Raw genomic sequence first — 17,841 nt, 5'->3', positions numbered from 1 at the left:
TAATTCGCATCCATGATGATTCTCGCCCGGCCACGCTTGAATCTTTCACGACTTTTTGTCACGCATTCTCCTGTCGAGAACAGGGGATGTCCCAGATGGCTCACAAGACGCCCAAGCAGGTCCTGGAAAGCTTGGCTCATGATATCGCCACCGTGTTGAAGAGCATGGGCGGCTCGGCGCACCAGAACATGGTGGTCGATTGCGTAGCGGCGATGAAGCGCCAGCGCGGCGAGGCGGTCAACCCGCCCGATCTTCGCCAAAAGATCATCGAGACCTTCGAATACTATCGCGACTGGTTCGTTCGCCCGTTCGGCGAAGGCTCGCAGCGTTGGGCCCTGGCCGGCGACTTCGGCTGATTTGAATGTCCTGAACGAAAAAGGCGCGCTCCCTGCGGAGCGCGCCTTCGTCGTTAGGACTGATCGATCAGATCAGAAGCGACGGATGTAGCTGACCGAATAGGCGTCGGCTTCACCACCGTTGTCGCGGTAGTCGCGACGGGTCCAGTCGGCGCGCACGCCGTTGACGCCGTCCAGATAGTAGTTGGCGCCCGCGCCGTAGTTCCAGCTGTCGCCGCCCACGTCGGTGTTCGCGCCCGGGAACTTCTGCTTCAGCTCGGTGTGGCCGTAGCCGCCGCGTGCGAACAGTTCCAGCTTGTCAGAGACCGGCACCTTGCCGACCACGTAGCCGGCGGCGTCCCACTCGTGTTTGATCTCGCCATCGACGCCCGCGACGGTGAAGTCGTCATGCTTCACGCCGACCGAGGCTTCAGTTTCCACAGCGATGTAACGGTTGAGGTTGACGCCAAGACGACCGGTGACAGCGCCCGTCGTTGCATTGTCGCCTTCAAGATGAGTGTAGCCCAGCGAGCCGTAACCACGCGGCTCAGGATTGATTTGAGCAAAGGCCGGAGCGGCGATTGCGGAAACGGCGACAGCGGCGAGAAGAATGTTACGCATTGTTTCTTATTAACTCCTAGATGTGATGACCGAGCCGATCATCAGCCCCATCCAGCGAGTGCTTAAATAGGTCACAGCGTCATCTGTTCCAGAGGCCCGAAAACAGGACGAATGCCTGTGGACGCAGGGACACATACAGCGTTCCGCCAAGATCGGCGACTTTGTGGCGCCGCAGCAAAAAGGGCGGCCTCAACCGAGACCGCCCTTCTTGGGTTCTTCCTGCTGAGGAGGCCTAGCGGTCCTTCTCGCGCTCCACGTTCAGCGCGGCCTGGGCCGCCGCCAGACGGGCGATCGGCACGCGGTAGGGCGAGCAGGAGACGTAATCCAGCCCGGCCTGTTCGCAGAAGGCGATCGACGACGGGTCGCCGCCATGCTCGCCGCAGATGCCCAGCTTGACCTCGGGCCGGACCTTGCGCCCGCGTTCGGCGGCGATCTCGATCAGGCCGCCGACGCCGTCCCGGTCAAGGCGCACGAAGGGATCGGTCTCGAAGATGCCCTTGTCCAGATAGGCCTGCAGGAACCGGCCGGAATCGTCACGCGAAATGCCGAACGTCGTCTGGGTCAGATCGTTGGTGCCGAAGCTAAAGAACTGGGCGTATTCGGCCAGGTCCCCGGCGCGGATGGCGGCGCGCGGCAGTTCGATCATCGTGCCGACCAGATAGTCGAGGCTCTGGCCCGTCTCCTCGAACACGGCCTTGGCCGTGCGGTCGGTCAGCTCGCGCAGATATTTCATCTCAAGGCCCAGGGCGACCAGCGGGTGCATGATCTCCGGCAGGGGCGCGGCGCCGGACTTCTGCTTGACCTCCAGCGCCGCCTCGATGATGGCGCGGACCTGCATCTCGTAGATTTCGGGATAGGCGACGCCCAGCCGGCAGCCGCGGTGGCCCAGCATCGGGTTGGTCTCGTGCAGCTCCTTGGCGCGGCGCTTCAGCTTCTCGGCGTCGATGCCGGACGAGGCGGCCAGGGCGTCGATGTCTTCCTCGGTGTGCGGGATGAACTCGTGCAGCGGCGGGTCCAGCAGGCGCACCGTCACCGGCAGGCCGGCCATGATCTCGAACAGTTCGACGAAGTCCGACTTCTGGAACGGCGCGATCTTGGCGAGCGCAGCGCGACGGCCCTTTTCGTCGTCGGCCAGGATCATCTCGCGCACGGCGGCGATCCGGGTGTCGTCGAAGAACATATGCTCGGTGCGGCACAGGCCGATGCCCTCGGCGCCGAAGCCGCGCGCGGTCTTGGCGTCCAGCGGGGTCTCGGCGTTGGCGCGGACCTTCAGGCGGCGCACCTTGTCGGCCCAGCCCATCAGGGTCTGGAAGTCGCCGGTCAGTTCCGGCTCGATCATCGGCACGGCGCCGTCCAGCACCTCGCCCTTGGAGCCGTCGATGGTAATGACCTCGCCGGCCTTGAAGGTGCGGCCGCGCGCGGTGAAGGTGCCCTTGGCCTCGTCGATGTGGATCTCGCCGGCGCCGGAGACGCAGGCCCGCCCCATGCCGCGCGCCACGACGGCGGCGTGGCTGGTCATGCCGCCGCGGGCGGTGACGATGCCGCGCGCCGCATGCATGCCGTGAATATCTTCAGGACTGGTCTCTTCGCGCACCAGGATGACCGCTTCGCCCAGACCCGACATGCGCTCGGCCTCGTCGGCGTCGAAGACGATCTTGCCGGTCGCGGCGCCGGGCGAGGCCGGCAGGCCGGCGGCGACCACGGTGCGCGCCGCATCGGGGTCTAGCGTCGGGTGCAGCAGCTGGTCCAACGCCGACGGCTCGACCCGGCTGATGGCCTCTTCCTGAGAGATAACGCCCTCGGCGGCGAGGTCCACGGCGACCTTCAGCGCCGACTTGGCGGTGCGCTTGCCGTTGCGGGTCTGCAGCATCCACAGACGGCCCTGCTCGACCGTGAACTCAATGTCCTGCATGTCGCGGTAGTGGCTTTCCAGCTTGCCGACGACATCGACGAACTGGGCGAACACCTCGGGCATGGCCTCTTCCATCGAGGGGGCGGTCTCGCCCATCTCCTCGCGGCCGATCTTGGTCAGGGACTGCGGCGTGCGGATGCCGGCGACCACGTCTTCGCCCTGGGCGTTGATCAGGAACTCGCCGTACAGGCGCGCCTCGCCGGTCGAGGGGTTGCGGGTGAAGGCCACGCCGGTGGCCGACGTCTCGCCCATATTGCCGAACACCATCGATTGGACGTTGACGGCCGTGCCCCAGCTTTCGGGGATGTCGTGCATGCGGCGATAGAATTTCGCCCGGTCGTTCATCCAGCTTTCGAACACGGCGCCCACGGCGCCCCACAGCTGGTCCTTGGGATCCTGCGGGAAGGCGTGACCCAGTTCGCGCTCGACCACGGCCTTGTAGTCGGCGACGACCTTCTCCCAGTCGCCGGCGGTCAGGTCGGTGTCGACCGTGACGCCCAGGCGATCCTTGTGCTGATCCAGCACCTCTTCGAAATCGTCGTGGCTGAGCCCCAGCACGACGTTGGAATACATGGTGATGAAGCGGCGATAGCTGTCGAAGGCGAAGCGACGGTCGCCTGACAGCTTGGCCAGACCCTCGACCGTCTGGTCGTTCAGGCCCAGGTTCAGCACCGTGTCCATCATGCCCGGCATCGACGCCCGCGCGCCCGACCGCACCGACACCAGCAGCGGGTTTTCGACATCGCCGAACGTCTTGCCGACCACGCCCTCGACCTTGGCCAAGGCGGCCTGGACCTGGGCGTCCAGATCGGCCGGATAGGTCTCGTTGTTGGCGTAATAGTGGGTGCAAACCTCGGTGGTGACGGTGAAGCCCGGAGGAACCGGCAGACCCAGCGACGACATTTCCGCCAGATTGGCGCCCTTGCCGCCGAGAAGGTTCTTCATCGACGCGTCGCCGTCGGCGGAGCCTCCGCCGAAGCCGTACACCCACTGAGTCATCATGCAGTCCCTGAGCTTTTCGGATCGTCCGGCGGGTTGGCCCCGCTCGCACATGCAGCATGATCTAGCGCGTGAGAGCGGCCTTGACCATTGCGGATGTAACAATGCGTGAGGGGGTGTGCGGTTTCCTTGACGGCTCCGTCTCCTCCCCATTTCATGGGGAGGTGGCTCGTAGCGCAGCGGAGAGACGGAGGGGTTCTTGACGCACGAAGGCTCCGTCTCACGCGCTCGCATCCTGCGCCGCGCAATGACTCCGCCCGAAGCGCGACTGTGGGTCCACCTGCGCCGCCGCGCGCTGGACGGTCTGAAATTCCGACGCCAGCATCCGGCGGGTATCTATGTGCTCGACTTCTATTGCGCCGAGGCGATGCTGGCGGTCGAGGTCGACGGCGAAAGCCACGAAGGCCGAGGCGAATACGACGCCCGACGCACGCGCTGGCTTGCGGCTCAGGGCATTGCGATCATTCGCGTCTCGGCTGAGCAGGTGCGGGTGGACTTAGGCGACGTGCTCGAGTTCATCGCCGACAGGGCGAGAGACCGAATCCGAGGCTGAAACACCCCGTCTCCTCCCCATGAAATGGGGAGGTGGCGCGGCGCGCTTGCGCCGGGACGGAGGGGTTCTTCACCGCATCGCAGCCGTGGGACGTCAAGAGCCCCTCCACCACTTCGTGGTCCCCCTCCCCACAGGTGGGGAGGAGACAATGCGGCCCCTACCCCGCGATCTGGCCGAAGTCGGCGACCTGGCCCATGACGTCTCGAACCTGGCCCAGCAGCTTCAGGCGGTTTTCGCGTTCGGCGGGGATGTCGGAGTTGACCAGAACGTCGTCGAAGAAGCGGTCCACGGGCGCGCGCAGGCGCGCCAGGGCCGTCATGGCGGCGGCGAAGTCCTCGGTCTCCAGCGCGGCCTCGACGGCGGTGCGGGCGGCGCCGACGGCGAAGGCCAGGGTGGTCTCGGCCTCGGGCTGGTTCGGCAGGCCGGTCTGAACCATGCCGGTCGGCAGCGGGCCCTTTTTCTCCTCGGCGCGCAGGATGTTGGAGGCGCGCTTGTAGCCGGCCAGCAGATTGGCACCGTCGTCCGTAGCGAGGAAGGCGGCCAGCGCCTCCACCCGACGCACGATGCGCACGAGGTCGTCGTCGCCCAGAGCGAAGACGGCGGCGACGAGGTCGTGGCGCTGCCCCCGATCGCGCAGGAGGACGGTCAGGCGGTCAGCGAAGAAGGTGCTGACCTCCATCGCAATGGAAAAGGCTTTATCACTCGTTTGAGCAACCATCTCGGACGCTCGACTAGGGCTTAAAAGCGCAAGGCTTTCCTCGGCAGCAACCTGAGCGGATGGGATACCGAACTGATCGCGCAATGCTAGAGCTAACGTGACTGCTTGTTCAGCATTCTCACGGTCAGGGTAAGTCAGCGCATGTGCGATGGTCGCTGGCATAAATCGGATGAGACTCAGCCGCAGATCATTCTCCAGCACCAGCCGGATCACGCCCAGCGCCGCTCTGCGCAGGGCGAACGGGTCCTTCGACCCCGTGGGCTTCTCGTCGATGGCGAAGAAGCCGACCAGGGTGTCCAGCTTGTCGGCCAGGGCGACGGCGACCGTGACGGGCGCGGTCGGGACTGTGTCGGCGGGACCTTGGGGCTTGTAGTGGTCGCGCACGGCGTCCGCGATCGCCTCGGACTGGCCGGCGAGACGGGCGTAATAGCCGCCCATGATCCCCTGCAGTTCCGGAAACTCGCTGACCATGCCTGACATGAGGTCGGCCTTGGACAGGCGGGCGGCGGTTTCGGCCTCGTCGGCGTCGGCGCCGACCAGCGGCGCGATCTCGCGCGCCAAGGCGGCGATGCGCTCGACGCGCTCGGCCAGGGTGCCCAGTTTGGCGTGGAAGGTGACGCCGGAAAGTTTGGCGTTCCAGGCGTCGAAGCCGACCTTCTGGTCCTCGTCCCAGAAGAAGCGCGCGTCGTTCAGGCGGGCGGACAGGACGCGGCTGTTGCCGGCGGCCAGGGCCTTGCCCCCGTCGGTCGCCTCGACATTGGCGACGACCAGGAAGTTCGGCGCCAGGCCGTCTTTCGAAGGATCACGGACGGCGAAATACTTCTGGTGCACCTTCATCGACAGGCGCACGACTTCCGGCGGCAGGGCCAGGAACTGCAGGTCCATGTCGCCCAGGATCGGGGTCGGCCATTCCGCCAGGCCCGCCACCTCGTCCAGCAGGCCGTCGTCATCGACCAAGGCCAGGCCGCGCGCGGCGCAGGCGGCCTTGGCCTGTTCCAGAATGCGTAGCTTGCGGTCGGCGACGTCCAGCAGGACGAAGTTCTTTTCCAATTGGGTGCGGTAATCGACGAAGTCGCTGACGCGCAGCAGCTCGCCGGACCCCAGGAAGCGGTGCCCCTCGGTGATCGCATCGCTCTGGATTCCGTCAATCTCGAACGGCACCACCTTGCCGTCGAACAGGCACAGGATGCGCTTGATCGGACGCACCCAGCGCAGGGTTCCGGAACCCCAGCGCATCGACTTGGGCCAGGGGAAGGTGCGGATGACCTGATCGACCGTCTCGGCAACCAGATCGGTCGTGGCGCGGCCCTTGGACGACAGGACGGCGAACAGGACGCCGTCGCGCTCGGTCAATTGATCGCGCGTCAGGCCGGTCTTGCGCAGGAAGCCTTCCAGCGCCTGTTCTGGGGCGGAGGCGCGAGGGCCCTTGATCTCTTCCTCGCGGTCCGGCGTGGCCGTGGGCAGGCCGTCGATGACCAGGGTCAGGCGGCGCGGACCGGCATAGGTCGTCAGCGCCTCCCACGTCAGGCCGGCGGCCTTCAGACGGTCGGAGACCATCCGCTCCAGGTCGCGCGCCGCGCCCTGCTGCATCCGGGCGGGGATTTCTTCGGAGAAGATTTCGAGAAGCAGCTGGGGCATCAGGCGGTCTTGTGTTGGAGCGTTAACATCAGCGTCTCGACCTGTTGGTCGCGTGCGCCGAAGATCACGGTGAGTTCAAGGTCTGCCGCCGAAAGCGCGGCCTGCTGCAGCAAATCAAAATAGGCAGGTTCAAAGCAGAACTCGCCGTTCAGACCATGCTCGTTCTCCCAAAGGCTACCGAGCGTGCCGTTATGCGATTGGACAAGGGACTCGAAGCTGGCGTGGATGATGCTAGGCGCTCGACCATTCAAGGTCACAGGCTGCGGATTCATCTGCCACACTGGCCCACGCTGACCGAGTCCAGCTGTCAGACGCAGCAGGCGGTTCGAAAACGCCATACTGCCGCTCACGAGCTCAGAAGAATGATCAACGCTCACGCCGTTTTCCGCTCTTGTTCGACGTAGGCGAGAGCGCAGGCTTTGCAGAGTTCGCGGATGCGGCCGATGTAGCTTTGGCGTTCGGCGACGGCGATGGCGCCGCGGGCGTCCATCAGGTTGAACAGGTGGCTGGCTTTCAGCACCTGATCATAGGCGGGCAGGACCAGCGGCTGATCCTGCGGCCCGCGCATGTCCAGCAGGCGCGAAACCTCGCCCACCATGTCCTCGAACCGCCGCTTCAGACCGTCAACGTCATAGCCGTGGAAGTTGGCTTCCGACTGTTGCCGCTCGTTCTCCAGGAAGACCTCGCCATAGGTCAGGCCCTCCTTGGTGAACTTCAGATCATAGACGTTGTCCACGCCCTGGACATACATGGCCAGACGCTCCAGCCCGTAGGTCAGCTCGCCCGACACCACATCGACCTCGATGCCGCCGACGCCCTGGAAATAGGTGAACTGCGTCACCTCCATCCCGTCGCACCAGACTTCCCAGCCCAGACCCCAGGCGCCGACGGTGGGGTTTTCCCAGTCGTCCTCGACGAAGCGAATGTCGTGCAGTTTCGGATCGATGCCGATGGCCGCCAGCGACCCCAGATACAGCTCTTGAAGGTTGTCCGGGTTCGGCTTCAGGATGACCTGGTATTGGTAATAGTGTTGGAGGCGATTGGGGTTTTCGCCATAGCGGCCGTCGCCGGGACGGCGGCTGGGCTGGACATAGGCGGCCTTCCACGGCTTGGAGCCGAGCGCGCGCAGGACGGTGGCGGGATGCAGCGTGCCGGCCCCGACCTCGATGTCATAGGGTTGCAGAATGGCGCAGCCCTGCTCGCCCCAATAGCGGTGGAGAGTCAGGATCAGGTCCTGAAACGCGAGCGGCTCGGTCGAGGTGGTCAAATCGGGCTCTTGGGGAGGGGCTGCAAAAAAGACGGCGGACCATAGGGCCCGCCGCCTTCCGCTTCAACACGCTACCGAGCGAGCGCGTGGATGACCCTGATCAGTTCGGGGTCGGCTTGGCTTCGGCTGCGCCGTCGGCGGCGGGATCAGCCGCATCAACCGGCGGCGTGGCCGGGGTGTCGACCTGACCGTCAGTCGGATTGACGACCGGCGACGAGGACGTGGTGGTCGTCATCGCGGCGGGCTGGCCGTTCGGCGCGGTCGGGGCCGGCGTCGCTTCAGCATCTGGCGTCGCCTCAGCGGCCGGAGCGGCGGCTTCGGCGGGCGCGGCGGCCTCTTCATCGCCCATGGCGGCCATGGAATTCGCCGGGTTCAGGACCTTGTCGATCGGGAAGATGGCGCCGTTCGAGGCGTCCAACTCGGCGCTGACCACGATCGCGCCGTCAGCCTTGATTGCCGAACCGGTGCCGTCCAGCAAAACCTGGCTCTCGGCGGCCGTCTCTACGCCGCCCTTCTTGCCCATGATCTGGTCGGGCGTCACGTCGGCGACGATGACGTGATACAGCAGCAGCTGGCGTAGTTCGGCGGCGTTTGCCGGTTCCATCAGACGGGTACGCTCGGCCTCGGGCACGGCGGCGAAGGCGGCGTCGGTCGGGGCGAAGATCGAGATGGCCGGACGGCTGGCCAGGGTGTCGGTCAGCTGGGCGGCGTCCAGCGCGGCCAGCAGTGTGGTGAACTGACCGCTGGCCTTCAGCTTGTCGACAACGGTTTCGCCGGCGACAGGCGTGGTCGCCTCCGCAGTCGTGGTCGTGGTCGCGGCGGCCTCAGCCGTCGGAGCCGGCGTCTGCGGCGTGGCTGGCATGGCCGGATCGGTTTGCGGCATGGTCGCCGGGGCGGGCGTCGTCGTGGTCGCCGGGGCGGTCATGTCCTGGGCGAAAGCAGGGGCAGCCATCAGGCTGACGACGGCCGTGGCGGCAAGCAATTTTGCACGAAGCATGGCGATTTCCTTTTTCCTGTTTGAGGATCGCCACGAGGGAGAAGGCGACCCGTTCCAGACATCGGAACTGCCGACTCAAATCAGAACGCCGTGATCTGGTTCCGAGATTTCGAAACAATGCGTAACGTTTGTGATGATCTGGGCGAGACCTGGGCGAAATCGCCGGTTTCGCAGCCTGATCGCCGGTATTCGGCCACAAAGCTTTAGCGTTGCTGTACGGACAGTTGCGTTGCTTTGGCCCAGGCCGTGGGATGAGCGGCGGACAATGCGCGCGCAGCAGATTGGGCGGCGTCGTCGCTGGGGTACAAACCGAACACCGTCGCGCCTGAGCCGGACATGCGGGTCAGAGCGACCTGGGCCGTCACCGCCACCGCCGACAGGGCCGCGCCGATCGCCGGCGTCAGGGCCAGCGCAGGCGCTTCAAGATCGTTGCGCTGGGCCGACAGCCATTCGATGACGGCGGCGATTGACCAGTCCTGGGGCGGCGTGGGTCTGTCGGCGGCCTGCACCGGCCCTTGATCAAAGGCGCGATAGACGGCGCCGGTCGGCGATGGGACGCTAGGGTTGAACAGAACGGCCGGCAGCGGCGGCAGGCGGGGTTCGTCGATCAGCACATCTCCCCTCCCCTCGGCCCAGGCCGTGCGCATCCGCAGACACATCGGCCCGTCCGCGCCGACGACGCCCGCGACCGTCTCAAGCGCGTGGTCGTCGAGATCGAGCGCCAGGACGTCGCGCGCCAGTTTCAGCGCCGCGCCCGCATCGGACGATCCGCCGCCCAGCCCCGCCGCGATGGGCAGGTGCTTGTCCAGCGTGACCTTCAGTTTCGGCTCTCCAATGCCGCAGGCCTCGCCCAACTGACGCAGCGCGCGCAGGATCAGATTGTCGTCCGTCGCGCCCAGCCCGCCGCCGAAGGGCCCGTCGACCGTCAGCGACAGGCGATCCGCCGGCTCGACCGACACGCGATCCCCGACATCGGCGAAGGCGACCAGGCTGGACAGCGGATGATAGCCGTCAGCGTCCACCGCGCCGACGTGTAGGAACAGATTGATCTTGGCCGGCGCCAAGGCGGTCAGGGCAGGCATGACCTATTGCGCGACGCCCTGAGCGCTCGGCGCGCCGTCCAGCCCATTGGCGATCTTGCGTTCGACCTCGGCCCGACGTTCGGGTTCAGGCTCCAGCACCAGGACGCGATTCCACAGCCAGACGGCTTCGCGTTGACGGCCGACCTTCCAATAGGCGTCGCCGAGGTGATCATTGATCTCGGCGTTGGACGGTTCCTTGTCGACAGCCTCTTCCAGCGTATTGACGGCGGTTTCGTACTGGCCCTGTTTGAACTGCGCCCAGCCCAGCGAATCCTGGATGTTGCCGTTGTCGGGCTCCAGCGCATGAGCGCGGGCGATCATTTCGGCGCCTTCCTGGACGCGCAGCCCCTTATCGACCCAGAGATAGCCGAGGTAGTTCAGCATGTCGGCGTCGTTCGGCGCGGTCTGAAGCGCGGCCCACAGTTCGGCCTCGGCCTCGGGAACACGACCCAGCGCCTCATAGGCGGCGCCGCGCAGGAAGTGGACGCTGGCGCCCTGATCAGCGGTGTTCAGAAGCGGCCCGTCCAGCAGGGTCAGCGCCTCGTCATGCTGTTTTAGCTGCATCAGCTGACCGGCCAAGACCAAGGCGATCTGCCGATCGTCGGGGCTGGCGGCGGCGGCGCGGCGCAGTTCGGTGAGCGCGTCCTGCGACTGGCCGTCTTCCTCCAGCGCCACGGCCAGCTGAGCGCGGGCGGCGGCGTAGAGCTGCGGATCGGCGGTCCCGACCCGCGACAGGGCGTTGCGGGCGGCGGATTTCAGCCCGGCGCGGGAAAGCACCTGGGCCAGCTGATATTCCGTCTCGTCATCGTCGTGCAGGTTCTGGGCGAGGCGCAGATAGACGGCGGCGAACTCATTGCCGCGCTCGGCCGAAGCCTGGGCGGCGGCGGTGATCAGGCCTTGGGCGGCGCCTTCGCGGAAGTCGGGCAAGGCGGGCGGGCGCCCTCCGTCCTTCAGCCGTTGCAGCGCGCGGGCCACGCCCGGATCGACGGGTTGCACCGCCATGGCGGCTTCATACAGGGCGACGGCGTCGTCGCGGCGACCGCGCCGTTCCAGAAACTCGCCATAGGGGCGTTTGAACAGGGCGCCGACGCCGGCGACTTCGGAAGCGGTCTTCAACTCGACCTCAGCCTCGGCATAGTCGCGACGTTTTTCCAGCAGGGCGGCGCGATTGATGCGGGCGAAAGCCAGGGTCAGGGGATCGCCGGCGGTCGGGACCGGCTGAAGCGCCCGGGTCCAGTCGCCCGCCGCCGCCGCGATCCACGGCGCAACCAGCAGACCGGCGCGCGCGTGCGGGGCGCCGATGGGCTGACGGGCCAGTTCGGCGTTCGGCGTCCTGGCGTCGCCGCGCACGAAGTCCTGCACCAGACGCACCAGCCGCCCACCCTCCACAAACGCGGGAGACGCGGTCGCATCGGTCGGGGCCAGGGCGCCCGCCACATCCAGATCGCCGGTCAGCAGGGCGGAGGTGAAGGCCTGTTCGCGCACGCGCGGCTGTTCCGGCGTTAGCCGTTCCGCCTGGGCCAGATAGTCCGATCCGGTCGCCCCCTCGCCCTGCATCAGGGCCAGCTTGCCCGCCAGATACAGGCCATAGGCGCTGCGGCCCTCGGCGTTCGTCGGGATCGGCGCCCAGACGGCCGGGATCGCCGGCGTCGCGGGCGTGTCGGTGATGATGATGCGAGGATCGGGCGCGGCCTCGGTCGGCGCCTGAGCCGGCGCAGTCTGGCCCGGCGCCGTCTGGCCCGGCTCCAGGATGACGGCCGGCGGATGGGTGTCCGGCGTCGGGGCGGGCGGGGTCGTTTCCTGAGCCGAGGCATGGCCGGCAAGCGCCACAGCGAGGACGGTCAGGGAGGCGGCGAACAGGCGAGGACGGGAGGCGATCATGCCCGGACCCTTCACGCTTTTGCGGCGGCGGGCAAGGGCGGAACGCCGCCCCTGCCCCGTTCCGTCACATGTTCGGATAGTTGGGACCGCCGCCGCCTTCGGGCGTGGTCCAGACGATGTTCTGCGACGGATCCTTGATGTCGCAGGTTTTGCAGTGAACGCAGTTCTGGGCGTTGATGACGAAGCGGGGATCGGCCTTGGCCGCCTCGTCGCCATAGACCACCTCGTACACGCCGGCCGGGCAGTAAAGCCGCGCCGGCTCGCCGTATTTGGGCAGGTTGACGCGGATCGGGATCGACGGATCCAGCAGCTTCAGGTGGGCCGGCTGGTCCTCGGCGTGGTTGGTGTTGGAGATGAACACCGAAGACAGCTTGTCGAACGACAGCTTGCCGTCCGGCTTGGGATACGCGATCGCCTTGTGGTCGGCGGCCAGACCGGTCGAGGCGGCGTCGGTCTTTTCGTGCTTCAGCGTCGGGATCGGCGACAGGCCGCCGAACAGGGTGCGGCACCACATGTCGAACATCCCCAGCGCCCCGCCCAGCGTCGTGCCGAACTTGGACAGCAGGGGCTTCGCGTTCCGGACGACCGACAGCTCCTTGTAGACCCAACTCTTTTCGAAGGCGGTCTGGTATTCGACCAGTTCGTCGCCCGCGCGCCCGGCCTGAACGGCCTCATAGGCGGCGTCGGCGGCCAGCATGCCAGTTTTCATGGCGTTGTGGCTGCCCTTGATGCGGGGCACGTTCACGAAGCCGGCCGAACAGCCGATCAACACGCCGCCGGGGAAGCTCAGCTTCGGGATCGACTGCAGGCCGCCCTCGGTGATGGCGCGCGCGCCGTAGGAGATGCGTGTCCCGCCCTCCAGGTGCTGGGCGATCTCGGGGTGGTGCTTGAAGCGCTGGAACTCGTCGAACGGCGACAGGAACGGGTTCTTGTAGTTCAGGTGAACCACATAGCCGACGGCCACGTAGCGATCGCCGAAGTGATACAGGAAGCTGCCGCCGCCGGTATGTTCGTCCAGCGGCCAGCCGGTCGTGTGCTGGGCCAGGCCGGGCTGGTGCTTGTCGGCCGGCACCTGCCACAGCTCTTTCAGGCCGATCCCGTATTTCTGGGGCGACTTGCCGTCCTGAAGCTTGTGCTTGGCGATGATGGTCTTGGCCAGGGAGCCGCGCACGCCCTCGGCGATGAAGACGTACTTGCCGTGCAGTTCGATGCCGGGCTGGAAGTCGCCGGTCGGCTTGCCCTCGCGGTCGATGCCGAAGACGCCGGCGACGACGCCTTTCACCTGACCCGTCTCTTCTTCCCAGACGACGTGGCTGGCGGCCATGCCGGGATAGACCTCGACGCCCAGCGCCTCGGCCTGCTCGCCCAGCCAGCGCGTGACGTTGCCCAGCGAAGCGATGTAGCAGCCATGATTGTGCATGAAGGGCGGCATTAGCGGCATCGGCAGCGACGCCGACCCTTGCGGGCCCAACAGCAGGAACTTGTCCTTGGTGACCGGCGTCTCCAACGGGGCGCCGCGTTCCTTCCAGTCGGGGAACAGTTCGTTCAGCGCCTTGGGATCGATGACCGCGCCCGACAGGATATGACCGCCGACCTCGGCCGCCTTTTCCAGAACGGCGACGGTGATTTCCTTGCCGTCCTTTTCCGCGCGCTGCTTCAGGCGGATGGCCGCCGACAGGCCGGCGGGGCCGCCGCCGACGATCACGACGTCATATTCCATGATCTCGCGCTCGACGCCGTTCAGCGCCTCCAGCGGCGGCAGATTGTCGATGATGGCGTCCTGACGGGCGTTCTCCGCGCCGCCTTCGATGGCGTCTTCGGCCATGGTTTCCCCTGAATCCCGGTTATCTGTGTGGTTATGCCGCTTATCGGAAGGTGACGCGAGGGCGGTCAAGGCTTATCGGTGGTTCGAGACATGAACGCGCAACCCCATGACATCGCTGCAGTCGAAAGCCTGCTCTCCTTCTGGCGGGATGCGGGGGTCGACGCCTGCTATGGCGATGCGCCCGTCGATCACACACACATCGCCCCGCCGCCGGCCGTCAAGGCGGTGCAGAGGGCGACGGCCTCGGTCATCATGCCTCTGGCCGGCGTCAACGCCGATGACGCCCTGGCCGAAGCGCGGCGGCTGGCCGCCGGCGTCGCGACGCTTCAGGATCTGGCGGCGGCGGTCGCGGCGTTCGAGGGCTGTCCGCTGCGCGGCATGGGCGCGACGCAATCGGTGTTCGGACGCGGCAACCCCAATGCCTCGGTCCTGATTATCGGCGAAGGGCCCGGCGGGGACGAGGATCGGGCGGGACAACCCTTCGTCGGCAAGGCCGGGCAGTTGCTGGACCGGATGCTGGCGGCGGCAGGCCTGACTGACAAGGTCTTCATCACCAACACGGTCTTCTGGCGCCCCCCCGGCAACCGCACCCCCAGCCCGCAGGAACAGGCGGTGTGCGCGCCCTTCGTCGAGCGCGCCTTCGCCCTGCTGAAGCCGAAGGCGGTGCTGCTGCTGGGCGCAGCCTCGGCCAAGTCGGTGCTCGGCGCCGAAGAAGGCATCATGAAGCTGCGCGGCAACTGGAAAGAATGGCGCCTGCTGGAAGGGGCGGTGTCGGCGCCGGTCATGCCGACCCTGCATCCCGCCTTTTTGCTGCGTCAGCCACAGGCCAAACGGCAGGTGTGGGCGGACCTGCTTTCTCTGGCCGTTCGCCTTGAAACGGACTCGGTTGAAGAACAAGGCTAATCGCGGCATGCTCGCATGCTGACGACCGATCGCCATACACGCGCCCGTAGCTTACGCGCGTCGCCAACGAGGGGGCCGCCGCTTATGTTTCTGTTCCGCCGCGCGATCCTCGCGTCGACGCTTGTCCTTGCGTTCTGCGCCGCCACGACGGCCGCGACCGCCGAGACGCCCTACGGGTCAACCGCCGAGGCCGGAGCCGGTTCCGGACGTCCCACCGCGCTGAGCTCGGCCGACAGAATCTCCTACACCACCGCCTTTGACGCCCTGCGACGCGGCGACATCGAGACGGCCCGCACGGCGGCCCGTCAGGCGCAGGACCGCGTGCTGCTGGGTCAGGTCGAGTTCGAGAGCCTGTTTCATCCCGATCATGTCGCCACCTACGAAGAGCTGACGGCCTGGCTTGAGACCTATTCGGATCTGCCGTGCGCGGACCGGGTCTATACGCTGGCGCTGCGTCGTCGCCCCGACGGCGCGCCCGAGCCGGTGCGTCCTGGCGGCGTGCTGGGCCGCACTTGGAACAGTCTGGTCAGCGCCGTGTCCGGCGACGGCGGCGTGACCGATCCGGCCAAGGCGGCGCGCGTCGCCTACAACAATGACGACCTGACCGGTGCCTCGGCCCTGGGGCGCCAGATCGGCGACTGGTGGACGGTCGGCCTGGCGGAATGGCGCCTGGGCCAGTTCCACGAATCCTTCGCCGCCTTCGAACGCGTCGCCAACGACCCAACCGAGGACGCCTGGGTCCGCGCCGGCGCCGCCTTCTGGACCGCGCGCGCCGCCGCCCAGTCCGGTCGCCAGGATCGCGTCACCGACTATCTGCGCCTGTCGGCCCAGTGGCCCGCCACCTTCTATGGCCAGATCGCCCTGCGTCAGCTCGGAGAAGAGCCGACGATCGAGAACATGGGCCCCCGCCCCTACGAAGCCGAGCCACGCCTGCGCCGCGCCGCCTATGTGCCCCAGAGCGCCGCCGTCGAACCGACCGCCCTGGAAGCCTTCGTCCAGGCCGACGCCCGCGCCAAACGCACCGTCGCCTTCTATGAGGTCGGGCGCAACGCCGACGCCGAGACCGAGCTGCGGTCCGGGCTGCGCACCGCCGTGGGCGATGCGGCCAAGATGTGGACGGCCCTGGCGCGCGCCATCCTGCCGGTCAACAACGGCGACGCCACCCGCATCGATGCGACCCGCTATCCGATGCCGGACCTGGCGCCCGAAGGCGGCTTCGTCATCGAGCGGGCGCTGGTCTATGCCCTGGCGCGCAAGGAGACCGACTTCAATCCGAACGCCCGTTCCAGCGTCGGCGCCTATGGGCTGATGCAAGTCATGCCGACGACGGCGGCCGAGATGACCGGCGATCGCACCTTCGTCTCGGACCCGACCAAGCTGCTGGTTCCGGCGGTCAACATGCGTTTGGGCCAGGCCTACATCAACAAGATGCTGGCGTTGCCGGCCTTCCAGGGCGATCTGCTGCGGGCCGTGGCCTCCTACAACGCAGGGCCGGGGCCGATGCTGGCGGCCGTCAGGAAGCTGGGCGCGGACGCCGATCCCCTGCTGCTGATCGAGACGATCGACGTGCCCCAGGCGCGTGACTACGTCGAAAAGGTCATGGCCAGCTATTGGATCTATCAGCGGCTGTTCGGCGGCCCGCTGAAGACCCTGGACGCCGTCGCATCGGGCGCGCGCGCCGTTCCGATGGCGCTGGATTACGTGGCTCCGCCGCCCCAGGCCGAGCCGGTCCTGATCGCCGAGACGACGCCCATCGCCGGCGCGCGCTGACCTTTTAGAAGACCGCGAACAACAGGCTGGCCCAAAACGCCGCCCCGACCAAGGCCGCAAGCCCATAGGCCATGACCGGATTCAGGCCGCGCGCAGCGGCTTGGGTCGGAGGGCTGGGCAGGATCGGGCTCGTCATGCCCTTAGAGATAACGGCGTCCACTTAACGCTGCGTCAGCCGGGATGGTTGTCGTGCGTTAAGCCCAGCGCGTCGGCTTCCCACTCAAGAAAATGCGGATGGGCCAGCAATGTCTCCGCATAGGTCCGGGCCGTACCGTCGTCTCCGTGCGCCGCGAGGTCCAACTGGAAATGGCGGATGCGGGCGGCCACCGGCGTGAAGAAGGCGTCCGGCACGGACCAGTCTCCGAACAGATACGGCCCGCCCGCGCCGAACCGCTCACGCAGGCTCCGCCACAGGTCGACGATCCGGCGCAGATCCTTGGCCAGTCCCGGATGGTCCGGCGCGGATGCGCGACTGGGGCCGATCATCCAGTGATCCGGGCCGGTCGAACAGGCCGTGCGCAAGGCGGTGAAGCCGCCGTGCATCTCGCACGCCGCCGAACGCGCCAGCCAGCGCGCATGGGCGTCTGACGGCCAGAGGCGGGCTTCCGGATAGCGTTCGGCCGCCCAGACGGCGATGGCCATCGAGTCCCAGATCACCTCGCCCTCGACCTTCAACACCGGGACAAGGCCGGACGGCGAATGCTCACGGATGCGCTGATCGGTGTCGGGCTGGTTCAGCGGCACGATGATCTCGTCGAAGGCCGCGCCGCAATGTTTCAGCACCAGCCACGGCCGCAGCGACCAAGTCGAATAGGCTTTGTCGCCGATCACCAGTTCCATCACGCGTCTCCTGTCACCGCCATCAATGGCTCGCCGCCAGCTTCAGCACAACCAGGCCCGATGCGACCAGGGCGACGCCCGCGATCCTGAGCGGCGTCAGCGGCTCGCCCAGAAAGACCGCGCCCGCCACAAAGGCGCCGACTGCGCCGATGCCGGTCCAGATGGCGTAGGCCGTGCCCAGCGGCAGGGTCTTCATCGCCAGCGACAGCAGACCGAACGAACCGATCATGAAGACGATCATCCCCACCGTCGGCCACGGTCGCGTGAAGCCGGCCGACGCCTTCATCAGGAACGCCCAGACGACTTCGAGCAGGCCGGCGAAAACAAGGAATATCCAGGCCATGACATTCTCCCTGCATGGCGTCGGGTCGTCCCGGCGTTGGTCCCATGTGGGGGAGGTCGTCCTCCTGAAAGCGCGCTGAATCTGGGACAACGGCCTGCAAAGTCAACCGCGCCGTCCCGCAAACCTTGACTCCGCGCCCCCCACGACCGACACGACC

16 protein-coding genes are annotated in these 17,841 nt (G+C 66.9%); 4 read left to right on the top strand and 12 right to left on the bottom strand.

The genetic code is table 11. The features are described from left to right. Positions 1-86 precede the first annotated feature (86 nt). Positions 87-356, top strand: coding sequence for a hypothetical protein (locus AC3WRC_RS01495; RefSeq protein ID WP_017504786.1), 270 nt, complete (start codon positions 87-89; stop codon positions 354-356). A gap of 72 nt (positions 357-428) precedes the next feature. Here the strand turns inward: AC3WRC_RS01495 and AC3WRC_RS01490 are convergent, their stop codons facing one another. Beyond that, positions 429-956 (bottom strand): porin family protein, encoded by a 528-nt coding sequence (locus tag AC3WRC_RS01490; protein WP_354071957.1) that lies wholly within the window; start codon positions 954-956, stop codon positions 429-431. A gap of 232 nt (positions 957-1,188) precedes the next feature. Then, positions 1,189-3,870 carry a pyruvate, phosphate dikinase gene (gene ppdK, locus AC3WRC_RS01485; RefSeq protein WP_492302608.1) on the bottom strand — a complete coding sequence of 894 codons (2,682 nt, stop codon included), beginning with the start codon at positions 3,868-3,870 and terminating at the stop codon, positions 1,189-1,191. 196 nt (positions 3,871-4,066) lie between these two features. On the opposite strand from ppdK, the gene AC3WRC_RS01480 reads away from it, so the two are divergent. Next, positions 4,067-4,420 carry an endonuclease domain-containing protein gene (locus tag AC3WRC_RS01480; RefSeq protein ID WP_492302607.1) on the top strand — a complete coding sequence of 118 codons (354 nt, stop codon included), beginning with the start codon at positions 4,067-4,069 and terminating at the stop codon, positions 4,418-4,420. 157 nt (positions 4,421-4,577) lie between these two features. On the opposite strand, the gene glyS is transcribed toward AC3WRC_RS01480, so the two are convergent. The 7 genes from glyS to AC3WRC_RS01445 all read right to left on the bottom strand — a co-directional run bounded on the left by glyS (position 4,578) and on the right by AC3WRC_RS01445 (position 13,723). After that, entirely contained in the window at positions 4,578-6,776 is a 2,199-nt protein-coding gene (gene glyS, locus AC3WRC_RS01475; protein WP_492302605.1) for a glycine--tRNA ligase subunit beta, read from the bottom strand. Beyond that, positions 6,776-7,153: a hypothetical protein gene (locus AC3WRC_RS01470; RefSeq protein ID WP_143007350.1), complete on the bottom strand. Its 378-nt coding sequence runs from the start codon at positions 7,151-7,153 to the stop codon at positions 6,776-6,778. Before AC3WRC_RS01470 ends, glyS begins: the two co-directional genes overlap by 1 nt. After that, entirely contained in the window at positions 7,150-8,043 is an 894-nt protein-coding gene (locus AC3WRC_RS01465) for a glycine--tRNA ligase subunit alpha (protein WP_091749489.1), read from the bottom strand. The genes AC3WRC_RS01470 and AC3WRC_RS01465 overlap by 4 nt, the downstream gene beginning before the upstream one ends. A gap of 100 nt (positions 8,044-8,143) precedes the next feature. After that, positions 8,144-9,040 carry a fasciclin domain-containing protein gene (locus AC3WRC_RS01460; RefSeq protein WP_492302604.1) on the bottom strand — a complete coding sequence of 299 codons (897 nt, stop codon included), beginning with the start codon at positions 9,038-9,040 and terminating at the stop codon, positions 8,144-8,146. Between the two features lie 203 nt (positions 9,041-9,243). Next, positions 9,244-10,122: a 4-(cytidine 5'-diphospho)-2-C-methyl-D-erythritol kinase gene (locus tag AC3WRC_RS01455; protein ID WP_492302603.1), complete on the bottom strand. Its 879-nt coding sequence runs from the start codon at positions 10,120-10,122 to the stop codon at positions 9,244-9,246. A 3-nt stretch (positions 10,123-10,125) separates the two neighbouring features. Further along, a complete protein-coding gene (locus tag AC3WRC_RS01450) occupies positions 10,126-12,003 on the bottom strand; it encodes a tetratricopeptide repeat protein (RefSeq protein WP_492302601.1) in 1,878 nt (625 codons plus the stop codon). 64 nt (positions 12,004-12,067) lie between these two features. Beyond that, positions 12,068-13,723, bottom strand: coding sequence for an electron transfer flavoprotein-ubiquinone oxidoreductase (locus AC3WRC_RS01445; protein ID WP_492302989.1), 1,656 nt, complete (start codon positions 13,721-13,723; stop codon positions 12,068-12,070). 195 nt (positions 13,724-13,918) lie between these two features. Between AC3WRC_RS01445 and AC3WRC_RS01440 the strand changes: the two genes are divergently transcribed. Next, on the top strand, positions 13,919-14,731 hold the full coding sequence (locus tag AC3WRC_RS01440; RefSeq protein ID WP_492302600.1) for a uracil-DNA glycosylase: 813 nt from the start codon (positions 13,919-13,921) through the stop codon (positions 14,729-14,731). 84 nt (positions 14,732-14,815) lie between these two features. Beyond that, on the top strand, positions 14,816-16,501 hold the full coding sequence (locus tag AC3WRC_RS01435) for a lytic transglycosylase domain-containing protein (protein ID WP_055805946.1): 1,686 nt from the start codon (positions 14,816-14,818) through the stop codon (positions 16,499-16,501). Between the two features lie 4 nt (positions 16,502-16,505). Here the strand turns inward: AC3WRC_RS01435 and AC3WRC_RS01430 are convergent, their stop codons facing one another. Genes AC3WRC_RS01430 through AC3WRC_RS01420 form a run of 3 tightly spaced genes read right to left on the bottom strand, consistent with a single transcriptional unit; the run spans position 16,506 to position 17,684 of the window. Beyond that, a complete protein-coding gene (locus AC3WRC_RS01430; RefSeq protein WP_255353863.1) occupies positions 16,506-16,637 on the bottom strand; it encodes a hypothetical protein in 132 nt (43 codons plus the stop codon). Between the two features lie 35 nt (positions 16,638-16,672). Continuing rightward, the gene (locus AC3WRC_RS01425) at positions 16,673-17,341 is read right to left on the bottom strand and encodes a glutathione S-transferase family protein (protein ID WP_492302598.1); all 669 of its coding nucleotides are present in this window, start codon (positions 17,339-17,341) and stop codon (positions 16,673-16,675) included. 22 nt (positions 17,342-17,363) lie between these two features. After that, positions 17,364-17,684, bottom strand: a complete 321-nt coding sequence (locus AC3WRC_RS01420) for a DMT family transporter (RefSeq protein WP_492302597.1) — start codon at positions 17,682-17,684, stop codon at positions 17,364-17,366. Positions 17,685-17,841 lie beyond the last annotated feature (157 nt).

Source organism: Brevundimonas sp. EU05-FHT14B07 (genome assembly GCF_058790795.1).
Note: the sequence above shows the minus strand (reverse complement) of the source record. Positions and strands in the feature narration are given on the sequence as shown.